Genomic DNA, 20,151 nt, shown 5'->3' with positions numbered 1-20,151 from the left:
CACCCCAGGAGTGGCTGTTTCCCTGCCACGACGGAAGCGGCTCTTTCTTTCGAGGGGCGTAACCATGGATAACGGCTCTTAATGCTTTCGGAGACTCCCATGCATGCGGCGTGCCGGATAAAGACCTGTCAAACCAACGAGTTCGCGCAGTTCCAGCTCGTCTGGAATCCGACATTGTCGCACGCCCGACGATCGGGCAGGGGAAGCTCCGCGGCAGCGGCCCTTGCACACCGCAGGCTGACAGGGACAGCCGCCGATTTGACGCGCGTCCGGGTACTGATAAGGGGCCTTCCAACAGGGTTCGCGCACGAGGCGGGGTCTCCTGGTACACCCGCCCTGTGGCTTGGCTGCGGTCTGCTGCAGCCGTTCGTCTTTACTGCCCGTTGCGGACGATCTCGCACGAGTTGGTTCACGAGAGCGTCGTGAAGCAGTCGAGGCGTCCGGTTTGGCTCTGACAAGCGTCGCAAGATGTTCGCGGATCCAGCCATGTCTCCGCAATCCGACCGGTAACCGACGACGACTTCGGACTGGTTGGCGGTCCTACGACCTGATCGGTGTTCCTACGGAGCTGATCAGCGAGCCAAAAACAGCGGCAATGTGGTCTTCCCAAAGCTCCAGCTCGGCGGACCGCCGAAAATCCGCTCACGCAGCCCACGGCTGCCATAAGCACCCATAACCATCATGTCAGCACAGATGTCGTTCGCGTGCTGGGTCAGCACTGTGCCCGCCGATTTGCCGGCGCTCTTAAGCAGGTCAACGGAGACCCGAGCACCGTGCCGAGTAAGATAGGCAGCGATGTCAGCTCCAGACTGCGCGCCTTTCCCGTTGTTTTGCGCCTTTGGATCGACCATAGCGACACAGACTTCCTTGGCAGCGGATAGGATACTAAGAGCTTCCCGAACCGCACGCGAGGCCTCTACACGCGAATCCCAGCCGACCAGCACGCGTCGAGGCGACAGCGTCGCCTTAACGCCCTTCGGCACGATGAGCACCGGCTTTCCGCTATCGAACAAGCAGCCGTTGACAACAGGAGGTCCGAGAGTCTCATCGTTGAGGAGGTCTCCTCCAACGATCGTCAGGTCAGCGCAGAGCGCCCGCTGTCGTGCCACTTCACCGAGGCTAGCCGGATCGCAATAGTCGGTGTCAACGTCACAGGAAAGCGACATAGCTTTCAGCCTTTTGAGGATATCCGCGGACCGTCTTTCCATTCTGGTCACGTCCTGTGAAAATTTCTCGATTTGCTGAAATCGATAGTTCGGTACTGCAATTGCCTGTGCACGTCCTGTATTCCATTCGGGGGGCGGAGACGACATCAAGAGCAATGGAGGCGGTATAATGAGTACCGATAGGTGCGCGCCGACCTCGGCACACAGTCCGGCAGCTGTTGTGAGGTCCTCATCAGAATGATCAGCACCCGTCACACTGAATATGCTTTTAAATTCCATTTGCCTGCTTCTCCTGGTCTTCGTTAGGAGCGCCTCAAAGCGGCAACACCGCTCTCAGGAGGAAGAGAGAGCGGCACCACGTTCGATCACCGATTTCAGTCGTCCGGCTTCTCGAGCGAGTAGCCGGCCGACCTGACGGTGCGAATGACGCTGCCGGGCAAGGCCGTTTTCAGCGCCCTCCTGATTCGGCTGATATGGACATCGACGGTGCGTGCACCGACATGAATGTTGGGCAGCCAGGCCGCCCCGATAAGCTCGTCCCGGCTGAAGACCTTGCCGGGGGCCTCAATCATAAGCCGCAGCACGTTGAAATCGATCCGTCCGAGATGGATGTCGTGGCCATTACCGCGAACCCGATGGGCATCGAGCTTCATCTCCAGGCCTCCACAACAAATCCAACTGTCGTTTTCAACCCCGTTCGGACCACGCTTGGTCAGCCCGAGCCTCGCCCGCAGGCAGTCGAGCAGCTTGGCCGGAGCCACCGGCCGCACAAAGCTCTCAACGCCTGCCTTCAAGAGATCGAGGTGCTGGTGCTCGGCGCCAGGCGCGATCAGGGCGATGATAGGCAGGTCGGTGGTGCGCGGTTCCCGCTTGAGGTGGGCGCAAATTGCGGACCCGTTTATGCTGGCTGGGTCGCAATCCAGCACTACGGCCTGAAGCTCCCGTTGTTCGGCCAAGGCCAGCGCAGCCTTCGCGCCGTCTGCCGTCTCACTGCTGAAACCGTCAACCTCCAGTATGTGGCTGTAGAGCAGATAGAACTCGGCATCTTGCGAGCAGATCAGGACCAGCGGCTTCTTCATCGGCGATACCCCAACAACCTGGTCGGCCTCGAGTCCCTGGATCGAGGGGACTGGCCAACATAGTTTCTCGGGTCCGTCATGATGGCCTTTCTCGAAAATCGCGCCCATCATGCCAGCGCCACGTGGGGAAAGGTTTCGATGACTGAAATCGCATCGTCGACCAGCTTCGTACCGGCCGTGGCGAGCTTCAGGAGCGTCTCGAAGCCAAACCGGTGGACATCGCGCAGCGTTTTGGACAAAACGACCAGCCGTCCGGTCGTGAAAAGCACCCGACCAAAACCCTCATGGCTCACCTGGATCATCGGCGATGCCATAAGGCCGCAGCGCTCCTCGATCGCAAGCCCGATGGCGGCGTAGTACTTGTCGAGCCTCCACAGCACGTCGGGATCGGGATCTCCGATGATTGGGATCCCTCGGCGCTGTTCCTTGGTAATGATGAAGTCGCCCAGCAGCTCAGCGTCCGCTTTGCGTTCCCACGAGCCATAGGAATCCTGAGAACGGATCAGCCGCACGAGGCATTTGACGAACGGGGTGCAAAGAGCCGCCTCGTCTTCGGCGACAGCTGGGGGGATTGCGGGGTCAGGCATTGGCGTCCTCCTCTTTTCAGTCCTCGTCCTCGAAGGACGGTTTCTTTTCGGCAATGCCCGCTCGCGCCAGCACCTTGCGCAGCCAAGGCGGAGGACACGTCCTGAGCATCATCTGCGTGCGCAAGAGCACCTGTGGGATCGATTGGGGCTCCGCCACTTTGATCGGGTGGATTTTTGCCGCGACAAGCTTGGCTGCCGAAGGGCCGCCAATTGCCAGACAAAACAGGATCTGACAGCCCTTGAGCGCATCCACCTTTGGCGTGATGCGATCATCGCGCTCGGCCCGATGCTCCCCGCTTTCATCGGACACGTCATCGAAGGCCACGGCTTCTACGAGATTCCATTCCTCGCGCGTCACGTCGTAGACAGCAAAGCGCCTGGCCGACCCGAAATGGGCGTTGAGGTCCTGCATGTCCTGAGTGGCGATCGCAACGCGCAATGCGCCCTTACGTCGTTCAGGCATCGGGGCGAAAACCTCACTACTGACCAGCGAGAGGCGGCGAACAGCGTTCATCGTGATATTTCTCGATTACGGAGTGGATCAAGCGCCTCAGGAGTGGGCGCGTGTTGGTTGGCCTGGAAGATGCTGGCGACCTCGAAGATCATGTCGCGGGTGCCCTGATAGAGAATTGCGAGCTTGTGCTGGCTGCCTAGTCGATCGAAGACCGGGAACCCGATGCGCATGAGCGGAATTCGGAGCCGCTCCGATGCTTGGCGCCCGTGCGAATGCGTGACAAGCAGGTCAGCACCGACGGCAAGACTTTCCAGATCGCCGAGATCGCCGATCTGAACCGAAACCGCCGGGACTTTCTCGAGAATTTTAGACCTGTCGGTCGTTGTGACGGCCGCGGCTATCTCGGAGCCGAGGCCAGCAAAGAAGGTCGCAAGTTGGAACAGCTGGTCTGGTTCGGCAGCGATGGCAATTTTCTTGCCGCCGAAATGGAAATGTCCGTCGAGCATCGCGTCCTGCAATTGCGCCCGGCGCCGGCGCACGCGGGCCGGTACCGCCGCGCCCGAAATCGCAGACAGCAGCGACACGAAGCGGTCCGTGTCCTGCAGCCCAGTCAGTGACTGGAACAACACGTAAGGCACGCCGGTCAACCCGTGCAGCGCTTTCGCCGGGCGGCGCATGTGCTCACCGATGGCGATGCATTGCATGGCCGTGCCCAACTCGCGAATGTCTTCGACGCTGGTGCCGCCGTATGTGGTCGCTACCCAGCGGTCAGGAACCGTACCGTCGAGCGAGCCTGAAATGTCGGGCAGAATAACCGGCTTGAGCCCAAAGCTTTCAACCATGTCACGCATATGCTCGATGTCGGCGACAGTGAGGTTGCATCCGGGCAGGATCGCGATCTTCTTCGGCTGCCGCGCACGTTCGCCCGAGCCTGTAATCCCTTTGATCATTGCGGTGACTGCCTTGGCCCAGCCCTCTTCGATCGCGCCGTCAAAATCCGGCGTGTTGGCCAGCACGACCTCCGTACCCGCAAGCTCTTGCGTGTGCTTCAGCTTGATGTTCGCAATATCACTCGCGCAATCTTCGCCACGCGTCTCCACCAGCGCGGTCGTGCACACCCCGATCAGCTTTGGCTTCGTGCGGTTCTTGAGGTTGAGGATGGCTTCTTCAAGATGGTCGGCAGCGCCGAGGATGGTCGCCACCTCATCCATCGCTGTTGTCTGCAATGGAATCGTTTCTTTGAAGTGCCGTACGAAGAGCACGAGCGCGAAGCTTGTGCATCCCTGGCTGCCGTGGAACAGCGGCATCGCGCCGTCGACCCCAAGAAAGGCAAAGGCGGCACCCAGCGGCTGCGACGACTTCAGCGGGTTCACCGCCGCGGATTTGGTCTGGGGAAGGATGCGGGCCATCGGTCGCCTCAACACTCGCTGAACTCGTGTGCCGTCGCGCCGGCGAATTCATCGAACAGGTGCCCGGACTCCTTCTTCGTGCATGGCAGTTCGTCTTTTAGATCAGGCTGGCAATCCCACGGGGCCGGCTGGCGCACCTGAGACCAGACCGGATTGTGAATGGCGAGGTCGATCTGGCGTACGAGTTCCACCATGCCGGCATAGCCGGCATAAGGGTGCTGGCGCTCCTGGTTGATATCGAGCCAGGGCGTCTTGGCCTTGAGCGCAATGAATTGCGTGCGACCGCCCGACAGCATGATATCGGCCCTGTGTTCAGAGAGCATGGCGTACAGCTCGCGCGCAGCCATGTATTCGAACATATGCTTGTCGTGCTTGAGAACTTGTTTGATGCGCTCCTTGTCCTGCACCGTAGATTTCTTGACCGAGGTGCCGACGATCTCGATTCCGATCTCCATCAGCGCACGGACAACCGACCAGGACTTCACACCGCCTGTGTTGAGCAGCACGCGCTTGCCTTGGAGCCTTTGCCGGTAGGATTCGAGTTTCTTCCACGCGATCGCCTCCTGCTGCGCGATCAGCGTCTCCGTGCGCTCGAGGATCTCCGGATCGGCGCCCTTCCTCACCAGCAGCCTGACAAGGTTGCGAAGAGCTTGCGATGTGTCGGAGATGCCATAGAAGGAGCCCTCGAAGAACGGGATGTCCCAGCGCTCCTCCATCTTGCGGGCAAGACTGATCAGCGCGGTCGAGCACACGATCATTGCCGCCCGGGCGCGGTGCGCGGAAGCAATGTCGCGGTAACGCGCATCGCCGGGAATGCAGGCGCGCACCCGGATGCCGAGCCGATCGAGGAGCGGCTTTACAAGCCAGAATTCGCCCGAGAGGTTGAATTCGCCAAGGATGTTGATGTCGTAGGGCCCGGGGTCGTCGGGTTCGACCGTGCCGATGACATGATCGAGCAACGCCTCGGCGGCGAGCTTGTTGCCGAGGTTCTTGGAGCCTGCCAGGCCAGGCGCATTGATCGGCACCACGGCCAAACCGAACTTTTCCGTGGCGCGTTTGCACACGGCCTCGATGTCGTCACCGATCAGCGCCGTTACGCAAGTTGAGTAGACGAAGATCGCCGGCGGCGCGTATGTGTGCTTGATCTCGCGGATCGCCTTGAAGAGTTTCCGCTCGCCCTGCCCCATCACCAGGTCGAGTTCGGTGAGGTCGGTCGTGAAGCTTGTCCGCCACAAGGTCGGCCCTGACGAAACCGCACCACGGTTGTCCCAAGAATTGCCCTCGCAGGCGAGCGGCGCATGGACCAGATGCGCAACGTCGGTGATCGGCTGCAGGACGATCTTGGCTCCGTCAAAGGCGCAGCCGCCGGCTGCCGCCCCTGGTGTCAGCGACTTCGAGCAGCCCTCCTTGCGCGCCTTGGCATCTTTGCCACGGTTCTTATCGCAGGCGGGCTCATCGAAGGCGTCCTTGATTTTGGCGCTGAGGGAGGACATCGCTCAGCCTCCCCAGTCCATTGGGCAAGGAATGGCCTCGGCGAAAAGCCGGCCACGGCTCTTAGCGCGTGAGGTCATAGGAATAATCCGTCACACCCGTCTCGCTCGTCTCGCGATCGAGTTTGTCGAAGATCTTGTCGAGGATCGTCGTCAGCACGCGCAACGCGCCCTGGTAGCCAAAGAGCGCAAAGCGGTGATGATGGTGCCGATCGAAGATCGGAAACATCAGCCGGATCAGCGGCGTTCCGGTGTCGCGCTCCAGGTACTTGCCGTAGGAATTGCCGATCAAAAGGTCCACCGGCTCGGTAAAGAGCAGCGAGCGCAGCGCCCACAGGTCCTTGCCCGCCCAAACCTGGGCAGCCTTGCCGAAAGGCGAGGATGCTAGCAGCTTCTTCAAATCGGCTTCCCATGCCGAGGTGCCATTGGTGGCGAGGCAATGGGTTGGCTCGCCGCCGGTCTCCATGACAAAGCGGGCCATTGCGTGAACGAAGTCGGGATCACCGTAGATGGCGTATTTCTTACCATGCAGCCAGGATTGGCTGTCCGCCATGGCGTCTACCAGTCGGCCGCGCTCGAGGCGAATTGCCTCGGGAATCTCCTTGCCGGAAATCGCCGCGACCTCCATCAGGAATTCGTCCGTCGCCTGAACGCCGAGCGGATAGTGGAACGAGGCCGTCGCCTGCCCGACCTCCTCGCAATAGCCCAGTGTCTTTCGGGTGTTGTGATGCTGCAGCGAAAGCGTTGCCTCGGCGTTGAGGGCCTTCTTCACCTCGTTGATCTTCGTGCCCCCGTCATACATGCGGTATTCACCGTCCGAAGGCGTATCGAACTGGTCAGAGGCATCCTGGATCAATGTATAGGACACGCCCATTACATCGAGCAGGCGCTTGAGCTCCCGGTTGTTGCCGACGCAGAAGCCGTCGAAGCCCGGAATGATGTTGATGGTTCCTTCGATTTGCGTACGCTCCTGACCTTTCCAGAAGTGCTCCAAAATGCCTTTGACCATGTTGTCATAGCCGTCGACATGACTGCCAACGAAGGCCGGGGTGTGGGCAAAGGGCACGTCGAAGTCGCGCGGGACTGAATCTTCGTCCTTGGCGTTCTGGATGAAGCTGTGCAGGTCGTCGCCAATGACCTCTGCCATACAGGTCGTCGACACGGCAATCATCTTGGGGTCGTAGAGCTGGTAGGTGTTGGCGAGCCCGTCGACCATGTTCTTCAGGCCGCCAAACACCGCCGCATCCTCGGTCATTGAGGAGGAGACCGCCGCGGCAGGCTCCTTGAAATGGCGCGACAGGTGCGAGCGGTAATAGGCGACGCAACCTTGGCTGCCGTGGACGAAGGACATGGTTCGCTCGAAGCCGGCGGCAGCGAATACCGCACCCAGCGGCTGGCAGGCCTTGGCCGGGTTCACGACAAGCGCTTTGCGGGCGAGGTTCTTTTCGCGGTATTCCCACGTCTGGGTGAAATCGCGCTGATCGGAAACGATTTCATCGGGGTGCGGACATTCGAAGTTTAGCTTCTTCTCAGCGAGCATCTTTCTGTATTCCGGCTCGCGGAACAGGGGAGCGTGATCGAGAATTTTTTCAGCCGACTGCGGCATGATGATTACCTCTTTTGCATCTGGCTGCGCGGGACGGCAGCTCAGGACGTCAAGACGTTCCAGGCTCCGGCGGATCAGAGGCCGCGGGAGTTCACCGTCTCAGTGGGAGACTGGGGCTGAAGCAAATGTTTATTCGGCAGCCATCGCCCGCTCATCGCCCCGGCTTCTTTTCCAAGGCGCGTGGAATAGGTCCCAGACCGGGTTGTTAATGGCGAGATCCACATCACGTGCGAAAATGGCAAAGCCGTCGTAGCCGTGATACGGGCCTGAATAATCCCAGGAATGCATCTGGCGGAACGGTATGCCCATCTTCTGCACCGGGTATTTTTCTTTGATTCCCGAGCCGACCAGATTTGGGCGAATCCCTTCGATGAATTTCTCCAACTCATAGCCGGTCACGTCATCGTAGATCAGCGTGCCGTTCTTCACGTAGTGGCCGGTGCGCTGATAGTCGTCGCTGTGGGCGAATTCATAGCCGGTGCCCACGATGACCATGCCGAGGTCCTCGTAGGCCGTGACGACGTGGCGGGGGCGCAGGCCGCCGACATAGAGCATCACGGTATTTCCTTCCAGGCGCGACAGGTACTTGGCGATGACCGCATCAACAAGCGGCCTGTACTTGGCAATGACCTTTTCGGTCTTCTCCTCGATTTCCGGCCCAAAATGCTTGGCTATGTTGCGCAGAGAGGCTTCGATCTGGGAGGGACCGAAGAAATTGTACTCCATCCAGGCGACGCCATACTTTTCCTCCATATGCCGACAGATGTAATTCATCGACCGGTAGCAGTGGATAAGATTGAGCTTAGCCTTCGGGGCGCGCTCGATCTCTGCGAGTGTGGCGTCACCCGACCAGTTGCCAACCACGCGCAGCCCTATCTCCTCAAGCAGTATGCGCGAGGCCCAGGCATCGCCGCCGATATTGTAGTCGCCGATGACGTTGACGTCGTAGGGGCCGGCCTCGAACTTGACATCCTTTTTGTCGAAGACCCAATCCCGGATTGCATCATTGGCGATGTGGTGGCCAAGCGACTGCGAGACGCCGCGGAAGCCCTCGCAGCGTACCGGCACGATCGTCTTGTCATACTCCTTGGTCTTTTTGCGAGAAACGGCCTCGGTGTCATCGCCAATCAGGCCGATAGGGCATTCGGACTGCACGGTGATGCCGTTGTTGAGCGGAAACAAGACTTCAATCTCGTCAATGATCTGTTCCAGCTTCTTGTCGCCGCCGAAGACGATGTCCTTCTCCTGGAAATCGGAGGTGAACTGCATTGTCCCGAACGTGTCGACGCCCGTTGTACCGACGTAGTAGTTGCGGCGCTGCGACCAAGAATATTGGCCGCAGCCGACCGGGCCGTGCGAGATATGGACCATATCCTTGACTGGCCCCCACACCACGCCTTTCGAACCAGCATATGCACAGCCGCGAATCGTCATCACCCCGGGAATGGACTTGATGTTCGATTTGACGTCGCATTCGGAAAGGACCTCGCTTTCCCCGCCAGCCTCGTTGCCGCTCTTTGCGACGTTGAGGTGCTTCTTGCGGCGCTTCGCCGCCTTGTCGGGATAATGCGACAGCACCTCTTCGATAAGCTTCGCATGAAGAGCACCGTCATTCTCGTATTCCCGGCTCATGAGTCCCCCTTTCAAGGTTGGGTGACGCCTCAAAGAATAGGCGCCGTTCTCTGCAAGGCGCGCCGATTCATGGCAGCGCTAATGTCACTACTGGGCCGCCGCCTTCGCCGCTTCCTTGGAGTGAAGCTCGGCAAGCATCTGCTCGTCGGTCTTCATGATGCCGAAGTCGAGCAGCATCTCCTCCAGCTCCTCCATGGTGATCGGCGTCGGGATCGTACCCTGGCCCGAATTGGCGTGGATCTTCTCGGCCAGAGCGCGGTATTCCCCTGCCTGCTTTGAGTCCGGCGCGTACTGGATCACCGACATCTTCCTGAGTTCGGCATGTTGGACGATGTTGTCGCGGGGCACGAAGTGGATGAGCTTGGAATTCAATCGGCCAGCCAGTGCTTCGGCCAGATCGAGTTCGCGGTCGGTTTGACGTTCATTGCAGATCAGCCCGCCCAGCCGCACACCGCCCGAATGGGCATATTTGAGGATGCCCTTGGCGATGTTGTTGGCGGCATAGAGCGCCATCATCTCGCCGGACATGACGATATAGATCTCCTGGGCCTTGCCTTCGCGGATCGGCATGGCGAAGCCGCCGCATACCACGTCGCCGAGGACGTCATAGGAGACATAATCGACATCGTCATAAGCGCCATTCTCCTCGAGGAAATTGATCGAGGTGATGACGCCGCGGCCGGCGCAACCGACACCCGGCTCGGGGCCGCCGGACTCCACGCACTTGATGCCTCTGTAGCCCACCTTGAGCACGTCCTGGAGTTCGAGGTCTTCCACCGAGCCTTCCTGTGCGGCGAGATCCAGGACGGTATCCTGAGCTTTCGAATTCAGGATCAAGCGTGTGGAATCGGCTTTGGGGTCGCATCCTACGATGAGGATTCTCTGCCCGAGGTCGACAAGGGCAGCGAGCGTATTTTGGGACGTGGTGGACTTGCCGATGCCGCCTTTTCCGTAAAAGGCGATCTGACGCAGACCTGACATAATAGCTTTCCTTCCTTCGTTCTAATTATCGCGACTGCCCGCGACACAAGTGCCGATAGGCAGCTCGTGCCGCCTCACACCAAGCATCGCAAAAAGCGTACCAGCGTGATCGGCCGATCCCAGAAGAAACTTTGTCATTAAATTCCAGCCGCTTAGACGGCGGCAAAACGCGCGAACGGGCCTTTCAGGCGTCTGTCACGGACACGACAAAGCCGACACAGATTGTCGTGCGCCATCCAAACCGCCGTGTGTCGAGCTCGAAGCGGGAGAATGGGGAAGTTAGCCCAAAGCTGATGGCGAGACCATCGGAAGACATCGGCTCTTGTCTTTCCAGCCTGCCATTGATCGGGCGGTCGCTGGATGAGCAGGAGCCTGGGGCTTGACCGCGGCGCGGGTAGTTCAGGCAGGCTTACAGAGCGGGAACGCCGGCGGCCGATAGACATCCGCGCTTAACCTTTCATAGCCCGTCTACAAGTTGGTTCCGCCGACGCGCTATATGGAAGCCAAATAATTCAGTAGCTTAGCCGAGAGCATTGATTTTTTCAGAAAGATACGTGTTATACGCGTATGAACCGCCGAACCCATGGTCGGCGCCCTCATGCGCGTGAGACCCCGTTGTGGGCGAGGCTCGCGACTGGCTGCACGATCCTAGCCGGCCTGCTTGCCATTGAGTTTGGTCCCGCCGCGGTAGGCTGCGGCATCAAGGGCAACATCAGCTACAACACTGGCAAGAAGATTATCACGTTCTTGGACAGGAATCTTACTGGGAGACACGCATCAACCTATTGAAGGGCGAGCGGTGGTTTTGTTCAGAGGAAGCTGCACGAAAGGCGGGCGGGCGGGCTTCGAGAGGTTAGTGTCGCGGCAGCTTGCAGATCTGCCCACGGGGCCGCCACGATCGCAAAGTGTGTACAAAAGCGCCCTCTCTGCCGAACTGAACAGTGCTCACGGCCATAGCCTCGGATGAGCCCGACTGGCTTGACCTCTGCATGATGAGAGCAGCTTTTACACCAGGTGCGCAGCACATGTCTTTAACGAACGCATCGTCTTCAAGAATATAGAGAGCAATTCGGAAAACCGAGTAGTTGGCGGCGAAGCTAGGAGAAGGTATACACTACCCTCTTGTTACCCCAGAGTAGAACGTGCAGCTGCGGCAAGACGCGGGCTTCGAACCACCTGTCGCTGGTCACCTTTTCTACCAGCGGTTCCATGCGCATCATATTCCGTCGGACTCGACAGAGACGTCTTCATTACCACGGCGGGGCGGCGTGTGATTGCCGGGTTGCAGACAAACCTCGCCGCGACGTATTTGGGACGAGTGGTGTCGGCACCGAATCCCTATCATTTAGACTAGCCAGCTTGGGGAGCGCCGTCAGACCGCCAGACCGGAAGAGGAGGCTTCGCGCCAACTTGTGCCAAGAATGTTGGACCGTGCGGAACCGCTGGGGCGGCGCTCAACTCTGGCGCAGGATGAAGCGTCGATTGGGTGAATGAATAGGGCGCGCGTTCGACGGGTAGAGTGAGGCAAATCGCTGGATGTCTGCCGGATCAACGTCAACCGGTTCCATCGCCACCATCCACTCGACGTTTTCGGTGCACGGCGGCGTCGTCAGTGAGCCCTCATAAGTCCAATAGCCAAGCGAGGCTGGCAGAAGCCAGTTGGGATTCACCTCGTCGATCGTCACCTCCCCATTCGGCAGTTCGGGAAAGGCCGCAGCAAGGGCAGCAAAGCTGGCATTTGTCGCGCCGGGCGTTAAAAAGACGCCCAGCACGCCCAGAGTACCACTTTGCGTGTCCTTGTGAACGAAATGCACCTCCATCGGGAAGCTCTTGCCCGCCACGTGATGTTCGCTTGGCGCATGGAAATGGAACTGTACCAGTTCGTAGACACGATCGCCGCGGGTCAGCGTGCTGCCTTGTGGCATATTGATTTGAATGGTGTGGCCGTTGTTCACCATATTGCCGCCGCCCTTGTGCCAGCCGATGGCGATATGCGGGATATCCGCCTTGACCGCGCTGTTGATATTGATCGGCGATTGCTGCGTGCCGGCAGAGCATACGAAATTTTCCTTATCCAGATCAGCCCAGTGCTCCGGTCCGACCGGACCGGTGTACCCCCAATGGGCACTGGTCGCTTGGGCGGCTTGAACGCAAATCCGGCATGCGCCGAGCGCAACCAACCCTTTGATCAGGTGACGACGATACATATTACTTTTGCTCCTCTTGCGAACTGATGTTGGTGGCTGCCCTAATGGACGCGTGATGGCCAATCGGCGCGGCCAGTATTGTCCTTTGCAACTGATAGATGCCCGCACGCCTTGGCGTGCTTTCATAAGTGCGGCTGCCGTTTCTCGGCTGGCCGGCTTCTGCAGCCCGCAACGGGGGCAGTTTCAACCAGCTAAACGATAAAAAATTTTAGCAGACCAGCGCTTGACCCCCGCCGCAAAGGCACAGGCGAAGGTGATCACTGCGCGGCTGCCGTTCGCGCCGGAGGCCGCATCGCTATACTTTACACTCGCTGCCCAAGGAGACGCAGGCGACCCCAATACGTTTTCATCGCTACTCCCGACGCAGCCGACCCACGCCACGAAAACGTTGCTATATTTCACGTTGGGCCAATGAGGAAATCGATCTTCTTTATGGAAGGCATTTGCGCAATGGATGCATTCCCATGCTGACAGTCGTGCGTCAGGCCGGACAATGAGATACATCGATAAGAGCTGGACAAGGATGAGGGGATGACGTGCTTGCGACGGAGCAGGTGGGGCGAGAAGGCCAGTTCTTGCGGATTTCAACTTTGCGTGACGACAGCTCATCGGAGTCAAGGTGACACACGCCGGCAGCGGGGTGTCCGGGCGGTTTCCAGCCGCACAATCGCGAGACCGCTGACGCGAACAAAGCTCGGCTGTACTCGGCACGCGAAGAGAGCCTGCCAAGCCGTTGGAGCCCGGCCTTCCGGTGCGACGCAAGCCACAGACTAGACCGCCCTCTTGTTACCCCAAAGCAGAACGTGCAGCTGCGGCAACACGCGGGCTTCGAACCACCTGTCGCTAGTCACCCTTTCGACAAGCCATTCCATTCGCATCATTATTCCGTCCAAGTCGACAGAGGCGTCTTCACTGCCAGGGAGCGGCGGCGTGTGATTGCCGGGTTGCAGATAGATCGGAAGGTGCGGATATCTCGCCGCGACTTCTTTGGCGTAGGCATAGTCACTCTCGTCGAAAACGACGAGCTTGAGCACGATTTGCGGCTTCTCTTGCGCCGCTTCGAGGCATGCATCAAACGCAGCCCAACGGGTCGTCATCTCGCTGGACGGCGGCTTTGGGCTAAGGGTCAGCACGTCAAGATCCGCAAACCACTCCCTCACCACGGAACCCTGCGTTTCCAGTGCAAAACGATAGCCCTCGCGATGGCCTCGTTCTATGAGGGGACCGAACGGCTGAATGGCCGGGTTGCCGCCTGACAAGGAGACCATAACCGGCCTGCCGCCGGAAAGCGCATGGACGGTTTGCCACACGGCATCGATCGGCATCGGTAGCCATTCATGGCGATACTGATTGTCCACCGCGTGAAGGCTGTCGCACCATGAACAGCGATAATCACATCCGCCGGTTCTGATGAACACCGTCGGCAAGCCGATGAGCACGCCCTCGCCCTGGATAGTCGGCCCGAATATCTCGCTCACACGGATTGCGGGATGCATGTCGGTCACGGACGGTATTCCGCCCAAGTTTTCGGTGTTTCGCTAACGCGCACGGCCGCGGTCTGCGGCAGACGTGCCTTGCACCATTCATAGAAATGTCTGGCCAGGCATTCCGCCGTGACCTTCTCATGTCCCAGCACGTCGTTGAGGTGCCGATGGTCGAAGCTCTCGTCAATGTAGCGTTTGAGCGGCGCCAGATCGTGATAGTCGCGCACGAAGCCGTGGGCGTCCAGTTCCTTGGCCGACAGCTCCACTACGACGACATAGTTATGCCCGTGCAGGCGCGCGCATTGATGGTTGGGAGGCAAGGAGGTGAGCTGATGCGAGGCCGAGAAGTGGAATTCCTTGCTGATGTGGAACATTACGCGCGCCTCCTGCGCAGCGCCTCAAGCCAGAAATCGGCGTCCTCGTAGTCGGTGGGATCAGCGTGCCCGGCGAGATGGAACGCTTCGCGCCGCTCGACGCAGGTCCCGCATCGTCCGCAGTGACGCACGCCGCCCTTGTAACAGGACCAGGTCTCAGCAAACGGGGTGCCGTATCTTGCGCCATCCGCAACAATGTCAGCTTTTCCGAGATTCACATACGGTGCATAGAGGCGTATCTGCGCATAGCCGTCGAGCGCGCGGTCTTGCATTGTCTGGAAAGCTTCAATGAAGGCCGGACGGCAATCGGGATAGATGAAATGGTCCCCACCATGCACGGCCGCCGCCACCGCTTCGGCGCTGTGGGCGGCGGCGAGACCGAAGGCGATTGCCAACATGATGGCATTGCGGTTCGGCACCACCGTAATCTTCATCGTGTCTTCGGCGTAGTGGCCGTCCGGCACGTCGATACTGCTAGTCAGCGCTGAGCCGGAAAGGCCACGGCCAATTTCGCCGATGTCGATGATCTGGTGCGGGACCTTCAGTCGCTGCGCGCAAAGAGCGGCGAAGCCCAATTCCTTCCTGTGCCGTTGGCCATAGTCGAAAGATAGAAGGCCGGTGAGTTCGTGCTCCGCTGCCACCATGTGAGCAAGGGAAACGGAGTCCAATCCGCCAGAGCAGACGGCGAGAGTCTTCATCATTGGTATCCTTGTTTTGACCGGGTAAGGCTGCGACCGGAGATTTCTCTGCGCCCCCACTACTCCAGCGACTCAGTTTTGTGAACCGGGAGAATTTGCGCTCAGCCCGATTGGAACGGGAGTGCGTCGCGTCCAACACGCGTGATCAATAAAAGTTGAGCGCTTCAGCAGTTTGTTTCGCATCGCGCCAACTTTCGCAACCTGCTGTCCGATCGTCGACTTCGAGACAAGGTGATGTTCGGCCGACATCGGCTGACTCTTAATTAAGCCGCAGAACACATGTTGGCTTTCTGGCCTTCGCTTGTGCGGTTGGCGAGGGCGACATGGATGCCAGCAAATTTGACATTGGCGACATCCGCCTGGAGAACCCTGCGCGGCGCGATTGAGGCCGCAGGCGAGCCTGCTCTAACTGCCGCCCTACAGTCCCGACTTCAATCCGATTGAGAACGCCTTCGCCCAACCTAAGGCGCTGCTGCGAGCAAAGGCCGAGATAACCATCAAGGCTCTATGGGACTGACGTTGCCCCAGCAGTTTTGAGTTCGTTTCCGGCGTGGGTTGTGCCCTGCTGGGCGGGTGAAGCGACGGGCGCTGGCGCGGAGCCTTTGGCATAGCGCAGCGCGAGCGACCGTCGCGGATTGAAGGTGCTGGCGAACTTGGCCGGGGTCTGCCAGGGGGGAGTGCGGCCGCGCGGTGTTGTAGTCGGCGTGCCACAGGGCGATGGCTACGCGCGCCTGAGCCAGCGAGGTGAACAGCGTCTCGTTGAGCAGTTCATCGCGCAGTCGGCCGTTGAAGCTCTCGATGAAGCCATTCTGCATCGGCTTGCCGGGCGCAATGTAATGCCATTCGACGCGGTTCTGATCCGCCCAGGAGAGGATGGCGTTCGAGGTGAACTCGCTGCCATTGTCGCTGACGATCATCCTGGGCCGGCCCCGCTCGGTGATGAGCCGTCCAATTCGCGGGCAACCCGCATGCCCGAGAGAGACGTATCAACGATGAGTGCGAGGCACTCTCTCGTGCAGTCGTCGACGACGGCCAGGATGCGGAAGCGGCGCCCGTCGGTGAGCTGGTCCGATACGAAGTCGAGCGACCAGCGCTCGTCGGGCCTCAGCGGCACCAGCATCGGCGCCCTGGTCCCGATCGCCCGCTTGCGGCCGCCACGGCGGCGACGGCGAGCTTCTCCTCCCGATAGAGCCGGAACAGCTTCTTGTGGTTCACGACCAGGCCCTCCCGCCTCAGCATCACGAGAAGACGCCGGTAGCCGAACCGGCGACGCTCCTGCGCGATCGGCCTTCATCCGCTCGCGAACCTCGCGGTCGTCCGGCCTGCTGGTCTGGTAGCGAACCGTCATGCGGCAACAGCCGATGGCTTTACACGCCCGCCGTTCGCTCATCCCGAAGCCTTCCTTCAGGCGAGCGACAGCTTTCCGCTTGGCGGCGGGCGTCACCATTTCTTTCCCACAAGGTCCTTCAACGCGGCATTGTCGAGCATGGCGTCGGCCAAAAGCCGCTTCAGGCGCGTGTTCTCGTCCTCCAGCGCCTTCAGGTCGCCGAGCCTCGGTGACATCCATCCCGCCGAAGCGGGCCTTCCAATTGTAGATCGAGGCGTCGCTGACCCCGTGCTTGCGGCACAGATCGCCAACCGATACCCCGGCCTCGTGTTTCTTCAAAATTCCGATGATCTGCTCTTCAGAGAAGCGGCTGCGTTTCATGTCCTGGTCCTCTGGATGGGCCAGAACGAACTTCAAACCGGATTAGATCAGAGGGGCAAGGTCAGGACGCCTCGGCGCGGTCGTCGACCTCTTCACCCCAGCCGAATGTGCCAACTACTTCAAAGCCGCAGGATATGACCTGGATCAGATAGGACGTGCTCCAATGGTTTACACCTGACACAGGAGTCCGGCCCCCACAACCGTTTCGCAATGAGGAGCAGCGCTGCCGCTGCTCCTCCAATCACACGACGGATTCACGATGCGGCAACTCGAGCCATGATTTCGGATCCAATGGCCGATGCGGTGTATAGTGAGGCATCCAGCGGCAAATCCCCAAATGCCAGTTGACACAGAAGATAATTAGCACCTGCCTCTTCCAGCTGATCAAGGAGAGCTTTTCGGACAGAATCTGCCGTTCCCACGACGCACAATTCACTTTCAATTGCTGCATCGAAGTTCAAAGGCAAGTTTGGTGGAGTGGAAATGGCATTTAGTTCGTATAGAAATTTGAAGCTATTGAGCCATCGTTCATAGGCAGGTGCTGCGAGCAAATACGCATCTGTTTCAGAACGCCCTATCACCACCATTCGGAGCAATCCAAGAAATGGCGCTTGCTGGCCAATGTCAGCATCGTGAATTCGGGCGGCGCGGAACGCGTCGGTAACGCTGCGAACAGAAGTGGAAGGTCCGACGCAGGCGATGTTTGCCCCATTCGCAGCGGCCCAGCTAGCCGGCTCGGGTCGATTGGTGGCGATCCATGTCGGCGGACGGGGATATTGGTGAGGTCTCAACGTCAGCGGAACATCTTTCAACTCAAAGTGGCGGCCCTGATAAGAAAGCGTCCCGCCTTTCATCGCATTGATGAGAATCTCACTGGCCTCCGCATACTGTTCTGGTGCTGCTTCTACAGCAACCCCGAAGTATCCCAATTCAGTGGGAGCAGAGCCGCGCCCTATGCCGAGTTCAAGCCTGCCGCCGCTCAACTGATCAAGCATGCAGATCTCCTCGAAGGCACGCAGCGGATGATAGAGCGCAAGTAGCATTACCATGGGACCAACACGAAGACTGCGGGTTCGCTGGGCGACGCTCGCTAAGAACAAATTCGGTGATGGACCTCTGCCATGCGGCGTACAGTGGTGCTCGGCGAGATGATACGCATAAAAGCCATAGCCATCGCACGCTTCTGCTAGGCTCAGCCGATCTGCATATTGTTGTGCGATGTCATCGCCGTTTTCGTCCAGATGATCGAAGATGCCGAAGGTCAGGCCCGAAGCGGAAATTTTCTTCAATTAATTGTTCTCCAAATTACCTATATTTATTCGCTAATCATCATAGCTCACGACATATCATTACTTGATGCTTAATGTGAATCGACTTCATGCTTGTGAGCACCGCGATCCTTCTTAAAGTTCATACAGACGCGTTCGGCGGCAGCAAGGAATTTGTCCATCTGCTCTGTGGTGCCAATGCTGACGCGAATACAGTTCTTCAAATCTACGTCAGGAAAGCTGGCGATGAGGATCGCCTGCTCTTTCAACGCGGCTTGCCAGCATGAGCCCTCCTGTCCCGCCGGCACACGGGCCAGCAAAAAGTTTGCGTGGGAGGGTGTTACGGAAAAGCCAAGTTGCAACAGCGCCAGGGTCACTCGCTGTCGTTCATGCTTGATGTGCCTGTGGTTCTCTTCGTAGGCGTGGCGATGCGCAAGAATGCTTTTCCCGACCGCCTGCCCGATCACGTTCATGTTGAAGACATTCTGGATGTTGCGCAGCCTGCCAATGATTTCTGGGTGACCGAAACCGAAGCCGACTCGCACGCCAGCGGCAGCATAGCTCTTTGAAAAAGTCCTCAAGATCAAAAGATTCGGATGTCTATTGACGAGGCGCAGGGCATTGTCGGGTGCGAAGTCAACGTAGGCCTCATCCAAGACGACCAAGCGATCTGCTTGCTCCACAAGGCGTTCGATTTCGGCCACCGGCACGAATGTTCCGGTCGGATTGTTCGGATTAGCCAACAGAATGAACTTCGCGTCTTTTGCGGGGCCGGACAGCAGTTTTTCTATCGGCAGGGGATGAGCTTCGCTCGATGCGATTTCGAGAAACTCGGCACCCTGCAACATGGCAAGTTTACGGTTGAACGAAAATCCGGGCGACAGCATTGCCACTCTATCTCCTGGGGCGAGGAAAGCTCTGTAGATGAGTCCGAGCAGCTCCGACGAACCGTTGCCGGCAATCACCTGATCTTTGGAAAATCCGTAAGCATCGGAGGCAGCTGCCCTTAAGCTGAGATTGTCGTCTTCCGGATAAAGATACTGGTGTTCGATCGCAGCAATTGCACTTTGCATTACGCTCTTCGGCAACGGAAACGGGTTCTCGTTCGTATTTAGCTTAACGCAGTTTGCATCCGTCGCTGGTCCGTTGGACGAGAGAGCATCTAATTTGCTGGCCACCGGCGAAAAAAGCGAAAGCACGGTCTTCAGTTTTGCATCGCACATGTTCTTCTCCGTTTTTCAGTCCCGCAGGGCATGTGACATGAGGCAATCGTTGATCGTGACTTGATCGACGTTCGGCTATATCAGCGCTGCCTTCCCACCCTGGTGGGGATCGCCGACCACGGTTTGGATTTGACACCGGGAAGCTGTCGAGAACCTGATGACGACCCAACGTTTGGCCGACGGCCGATTCGGCGCAACAGACGGTGTTTCAACATCGCATCGTCCTCAAAGCCGCATGCAGGGCCTGCACGACAGCCCGTCTCCAGCGCCCGCAGATAGGTGGAAGCCGAAGTCTTGCCGAACCTCAGTTGCTCTGCCACCTTGGCCCACCGGACTGCCCTGTTTATGGGTCAGGCGCAGGATATCTCTGACGCTCGTTCGTCTTGCTTGCTTCCGTCTTGGCATGGGCTCTCTCGGTTTGCTGATGAGAGAGCCAAATACCGGCTCATCTGAGCATGAGACGCAGGCCTGACGATATGGAGCGTCGCTGGTGGCGCGCGTAGCCGAGAGGGTTCGCCTCGCTGGCGGGGCATGCAAGACGGCGCACCTCCTTAGCCATCCTGTCCCATCGTCTCAGATCGTGAGGCGCACCTTATAGTCGGTGAGGAGATCTTGCAGGGTCAGGTTACGCCCTAGCGCTTAAGGTTGTTGGTCGCACCGAGCAAGCGCGGGACCTGTCGACGGACAACAGCGGTGCCACTGCCGGCACTAGGTGTGAGCTTTCGAGAGGTTGTCCATTCGGACCGGACCGAGGAGACTGGAGTTACCACGCTTCAGCATCCATC

At 59.0% G+C, this 20,151-nt stretch carries 15 protein-coding genes and 3 pseudogenes; 1 reads left to right on the top strand and 17 read right to left on the bottom strand.

From position 1 onward, the window contains the following. Window positions 1–572: 572 nt before the first annotated feature. The 14 genes and pseudogenes from FJV80_RS32280 to queC all read right to left on the bottom strand — a co-directional run bounded on the left by FJV80_RS32280 (window position 573) and on the right by queC (window position 15,167). Window positions 573–1,445 carry a universal stress protein gene (locus tag FJV80_RS32280; protein WP_063169369.1) on the bottom strand — a complete coding sequence of 291 codons (873 nt, stop codon included), beginning with the start codon at window positions 1,443–1,445 and terminating at the stop codon, window positions 573–575. A 95-nt stretch (window positions 1,446–1,540) separates the two neighbouring features. Beyond that, window positions 1,541–2,356: a response regulator transcription factor gene (locus FJV80_RS32275; RefSeq protein ID WP_063169370.1), complete on the bottom strand. Its 816-nt coding sequence runs from the start codon at window positions 2,354–2,356 to the stop codon at window positions 1,541–1,543. Further along, on the bottom strand, window positions 2,353–2,832 hold the full coding sequence (locus tag FJV80_RS32270; protein ID WP_024505267.1) for a NifX-associated nitrogen fixation protein: 480 nt from the start codon (window positions 2,830–2,832) through the stop codon (window positions 2,353–2,355). The genes FJV80_RS32275 and FJV80_RS32270 overlap by 4 nt, the downstream gene beginning before the upstream one ends. A gap of 16 nt (window positions 2,833–2,848) precedes the next feature. Further along, complete coding sequence (nifX, locus tag FJV80_RS32265; protein WP_063169371.1) at window positions 2,849–3,346, bottom strand: nitrogen fixation protein NifX; 498 nt, start codon at window positions 3,344–3,346, stop codon at window positions 2,849–2,851. After that, window positions 3,343–4,695 carry a nitrogenase iron-molybdenum cofactor biosynthesis protein NifN gene (gene nifN / locus FJV80_RS32260; protein ID WP_024505265.1) on the bottom strand — a complete coding sequence of 451 codons (1,353 nt, stop codon included), beginning with the start codon at window positions 4,693–4,695 and terminating at the stop codon, window positions 3,343–3,345. Before nifN ends, nifX begins: the two co-directional genes overlap by 4 nt. 8 nt (window positions 4,696–4,703) lie before the next feature. Continuing rightward, complete coding sequence (gene nifE, locus FJV80_RS32255) at window positions 4,704–6,188, bottom strand: nitrogenase iron-molybdenum cofactor biosynthesis protein NifE (RefSeq protein WP_024505264.1); 1,485 nt, start codon at window positions 6,186–6,188, stop codon at window positions 4,704–4,706. A 61-nt stretch (window positions 6,189–6,249) separates the two neighbouring features. Beyond that, window positions 6,250–7,791 carry a nitrogenase molybdenum-iron protein subunit beta gene (nifK, locus tag FJV80_RS32250; protein ID WP_024505263.1) on the bottom strand — a complete coding sequence of 514 codons (1,542 nt, stop codon included), beginning with the start codon at window positions 7,789–7,791 and terminating at the stop codon, window positions 6,250–6,252. 129 nt (window positions 7,792–7,920) lie between these two features. Further along, window positions 7,921–9,423 (bottom strand): nitrogenase molybdenum-iron protein alpha chain, encoded by a 1,503-nt coding sequence (gene nifD / locus FJV80_RS32245; RefSeq protein ID WP_024505262.1) that lies wholly within the window; start codon window positions 9,421–9,423, stop codon window positions 7,921–7,923. An 87-nt stretch (window positions 9,424–9,510) separates the two neighbouring features. Continuing rightward, entirely contained in the window at window positions 9,511–10,404 is an 894-nt protein-coding gene (nifH, locus tag FJV80_RS32240) for a nitrogenase iron protein (protein ID WP_024505261.1), read from the bottom strand. A gap of 1,097 nt (window positions 10,405–11,501) precedes the next feature. After that, a pseudogene (locus FJV80_RS35450) lies at window positions 11,502–11,698 on the bottom strand (7-carboxy-7-deazaguanine synthase QueE); the annotation flags it as partial. Window positions 11,699–11,858: 160 nt separating this feature from the next. Continuing rightward, on the bottom strand, window positions 11,859–12,611 hold the full coding sequence (locus tag FJV80_RS32225; RefSeq protein WP_063169372.1) for a carbonic anhydrase: 753 nt from the start codon (window positions 12,609–12,611) through the stop codon (window positions 11,859–11,861). Window positions 12,612–13,381: 770 nt separating this feature from the next. Next, complete coding sequence (gene queE, locus FJV80_RS32220; RefSeq protein WP_164548811.1) at window positions 13,382–14,107, bottom strand: 7-carboxy-7-deazaguanine synthase QueE; 726 nt, start codon at window positions 14,105–14,107, stop codon at window positions 13,382–13,384. 5 nt (window positions 14,108–14,112) lie between these two features. Then, window positions 14,113–14,469: a 6-carboxytetrahydropterin synthase QueD gene (gene queD, locus FJV80_RS32215; RefSeq protein ID WP_063169374.1), complete on the bottom strand. Its 357-nt coding sequence runs from the start codon at window positions 14,467–14,469 to the stop codon at window positions 14,113–14,115. After that, window positions 14,469–15,167, bottom strand: a complete 699-nt coding sequence (gene queC / locus FJV80_RS32210) for a 7-cyano-7-deazaguanine synthase QueC (protein ID WP_063170389.1) — start codon at window positions 15,165–15,167, stop codon at window positions 14,469–14,471. The genes queD and queC overlap by 1 nt, the downstream gene beginning before the upstream one ends. A gap of 369 nt (window positions 15,168–15,536) precedes the next feature. On the opposite strand from queC, the pseudogene FJV80_RS32205 reads away from it, so the two are divergent. Further along, window positions 15,537–15,678 (top strand): annotated as a pseudogene (locus FJV80_RS32205) (transposase); the annotation flags it as partial. Here FJV80_RS32205 and FJV80_RS32200 read toward each other — a convergent pair. The 3 genes and pseudogenes from FJV80_RS32200 to hisC form a co-directional block, all read right to left on the bottom strand. Then, window positions 15,673–16,875: pseudogene (locus FJV80_RS32200) on the bottom strand (IS3 family transposase). The pseudogenes FJV80_RS32205 and FJV80_RS32200 sit on opposite strands and share 6 nt — an antisense overlap. Before the next feature lie 254 nt (window positions 16,876–17,129). Further along, window positions 17,130–18,164 (bottom strand): LLM class flavin-dependent oxidoreductase, encoded by a 1,035-nt coding sequence (locus FJV80_RS32195; protein ID WP_063169375.1) that lies wholly within the window; start codon window positions 18,162–18,164, stop codon window positions 17,130–17,132. A 71-nt stretch (window positions 18,165–18,235) separates the two neighbouring features. Then, a complete protein-coding gene (gene hisC, locus FJV80_RS32190; RefSeq protein WP_063169376.1) occupies window positions 18,236–19,366 on the bottom strand; it encodes a histidinol-phosphate transaminase in 1,131 nt (376 codons plus the stop codon). Between the last annotated feature and the right edge of the window lie 785 nt (window positions 19,367–20,151).

Origin of the sequence: Mesorhizobium sp. WSM4310 (genome assembly GCF_007003935.1) — a bacterium.
Lineage (GTDB): Bacteria > Pseudomonadota > Alphaproteobacteria > Rhizobiales > Rhizobiaceae > Mesorhizobium.
This window is presented reverse-complemented; position numbering and strand designations above follow the sequence as displayed.

Bases quoted from the DNA above. Each gene is read 5' to 3' on its own strand.
- FJV80_RS32280 (WP_063169369.1), bottom strand. From the start codon at position 1,445: ATGGAATTTAAAAGCATATTCAGTGTGACGGGTGCTGATCATTCTGAT.
- FJV80_RS32275 (WP_063169370.1), bottom strand. From the start codon at position 2,356: ATGATGGGCGCGATTTTCGAGAAAGGCCATCATGACGGACCCGAGAAA.
- FJV80_RS32270 (WP_024505267.1), bottom strand. From the start codon at position 2,832: ATGCCTGACCCCGCAATCCCCCCAGCTGTCGCCGAAGACGAGGCGGCT.
- nifX (WP_063169371.1), bottom strand. From the start codon at position 3,346: ATGAACGCTGTTCGCCGCCTCTCGCTGGTCAGTAGTGAGGTTTTCGCC.
- nifN (WP_024505265.1), bottom strand. From the start codon at position 4,695: ATGGCCCGCATCCTTCCCCAGACCAAATCCGCGGCGGTGAACCCGCTG.
- nifE (WP_024505264.1), bottom strand. From the start codon at position 6,188: ATGTCCTCCCTCAGCGCCAAAATCAAGGACGCCTTCGATGAGCCCGCC.
- nifK (WP_024505263.1), bottom strand. From the start codon at position 7,791: ATGCCGCAGTCGGCTGAAAAAATTCTCGATCACGCTCCCCTGTTCCGC.
- nifD (WP_024505262.1), bottom strand. From the start codon at position 9,423: ATGAGCCGGGAATACGAGAATGACGGTGCTCTTCATGCGAAGCTTATC.
- nifH (WP_024505261.1), bottom strand. From the start codon at position 10,404: ATGTCAGGTCTGCGTCAGATCGCCTTTTACGGAAAAGGCGGCATCGGC.
- FJV80_RS32225 (WP_063169372.1), bottom strand. From the start codon at position 12,611: ATGTATCGTCGTCACCTGATCAAAGGGTTGGTTGCGCTCGGCGCATGC.
- queE (WP_164548811.1), bottom strand. From the start codon at position 14,107: ATGCATCCCGCAATCCGTGTGAGCGAGATATTCGGGCCGACTATCCAG.
- queD (WP_063169374.1), bottom strand. From the start codon at position 14,469: ATGTTCCACATCAGCAAGGAATTCCACTTCTCGGCCTCGCATCAGCTC.
- queC (WP_063170389.1), bottom strand. From the start codon at position 15,167: ATGAAGACTCTCGCCGTCTGCTCTGGCGGATTGGACTCCGTTTCCCTT.
- hisC (WP_063169376.1), bottom strand. From the start codon at position 19,366: ATGTGCGATGCAAAACTGAAGACCGTGCTTTCGCTTTTTTCGCCGGTG.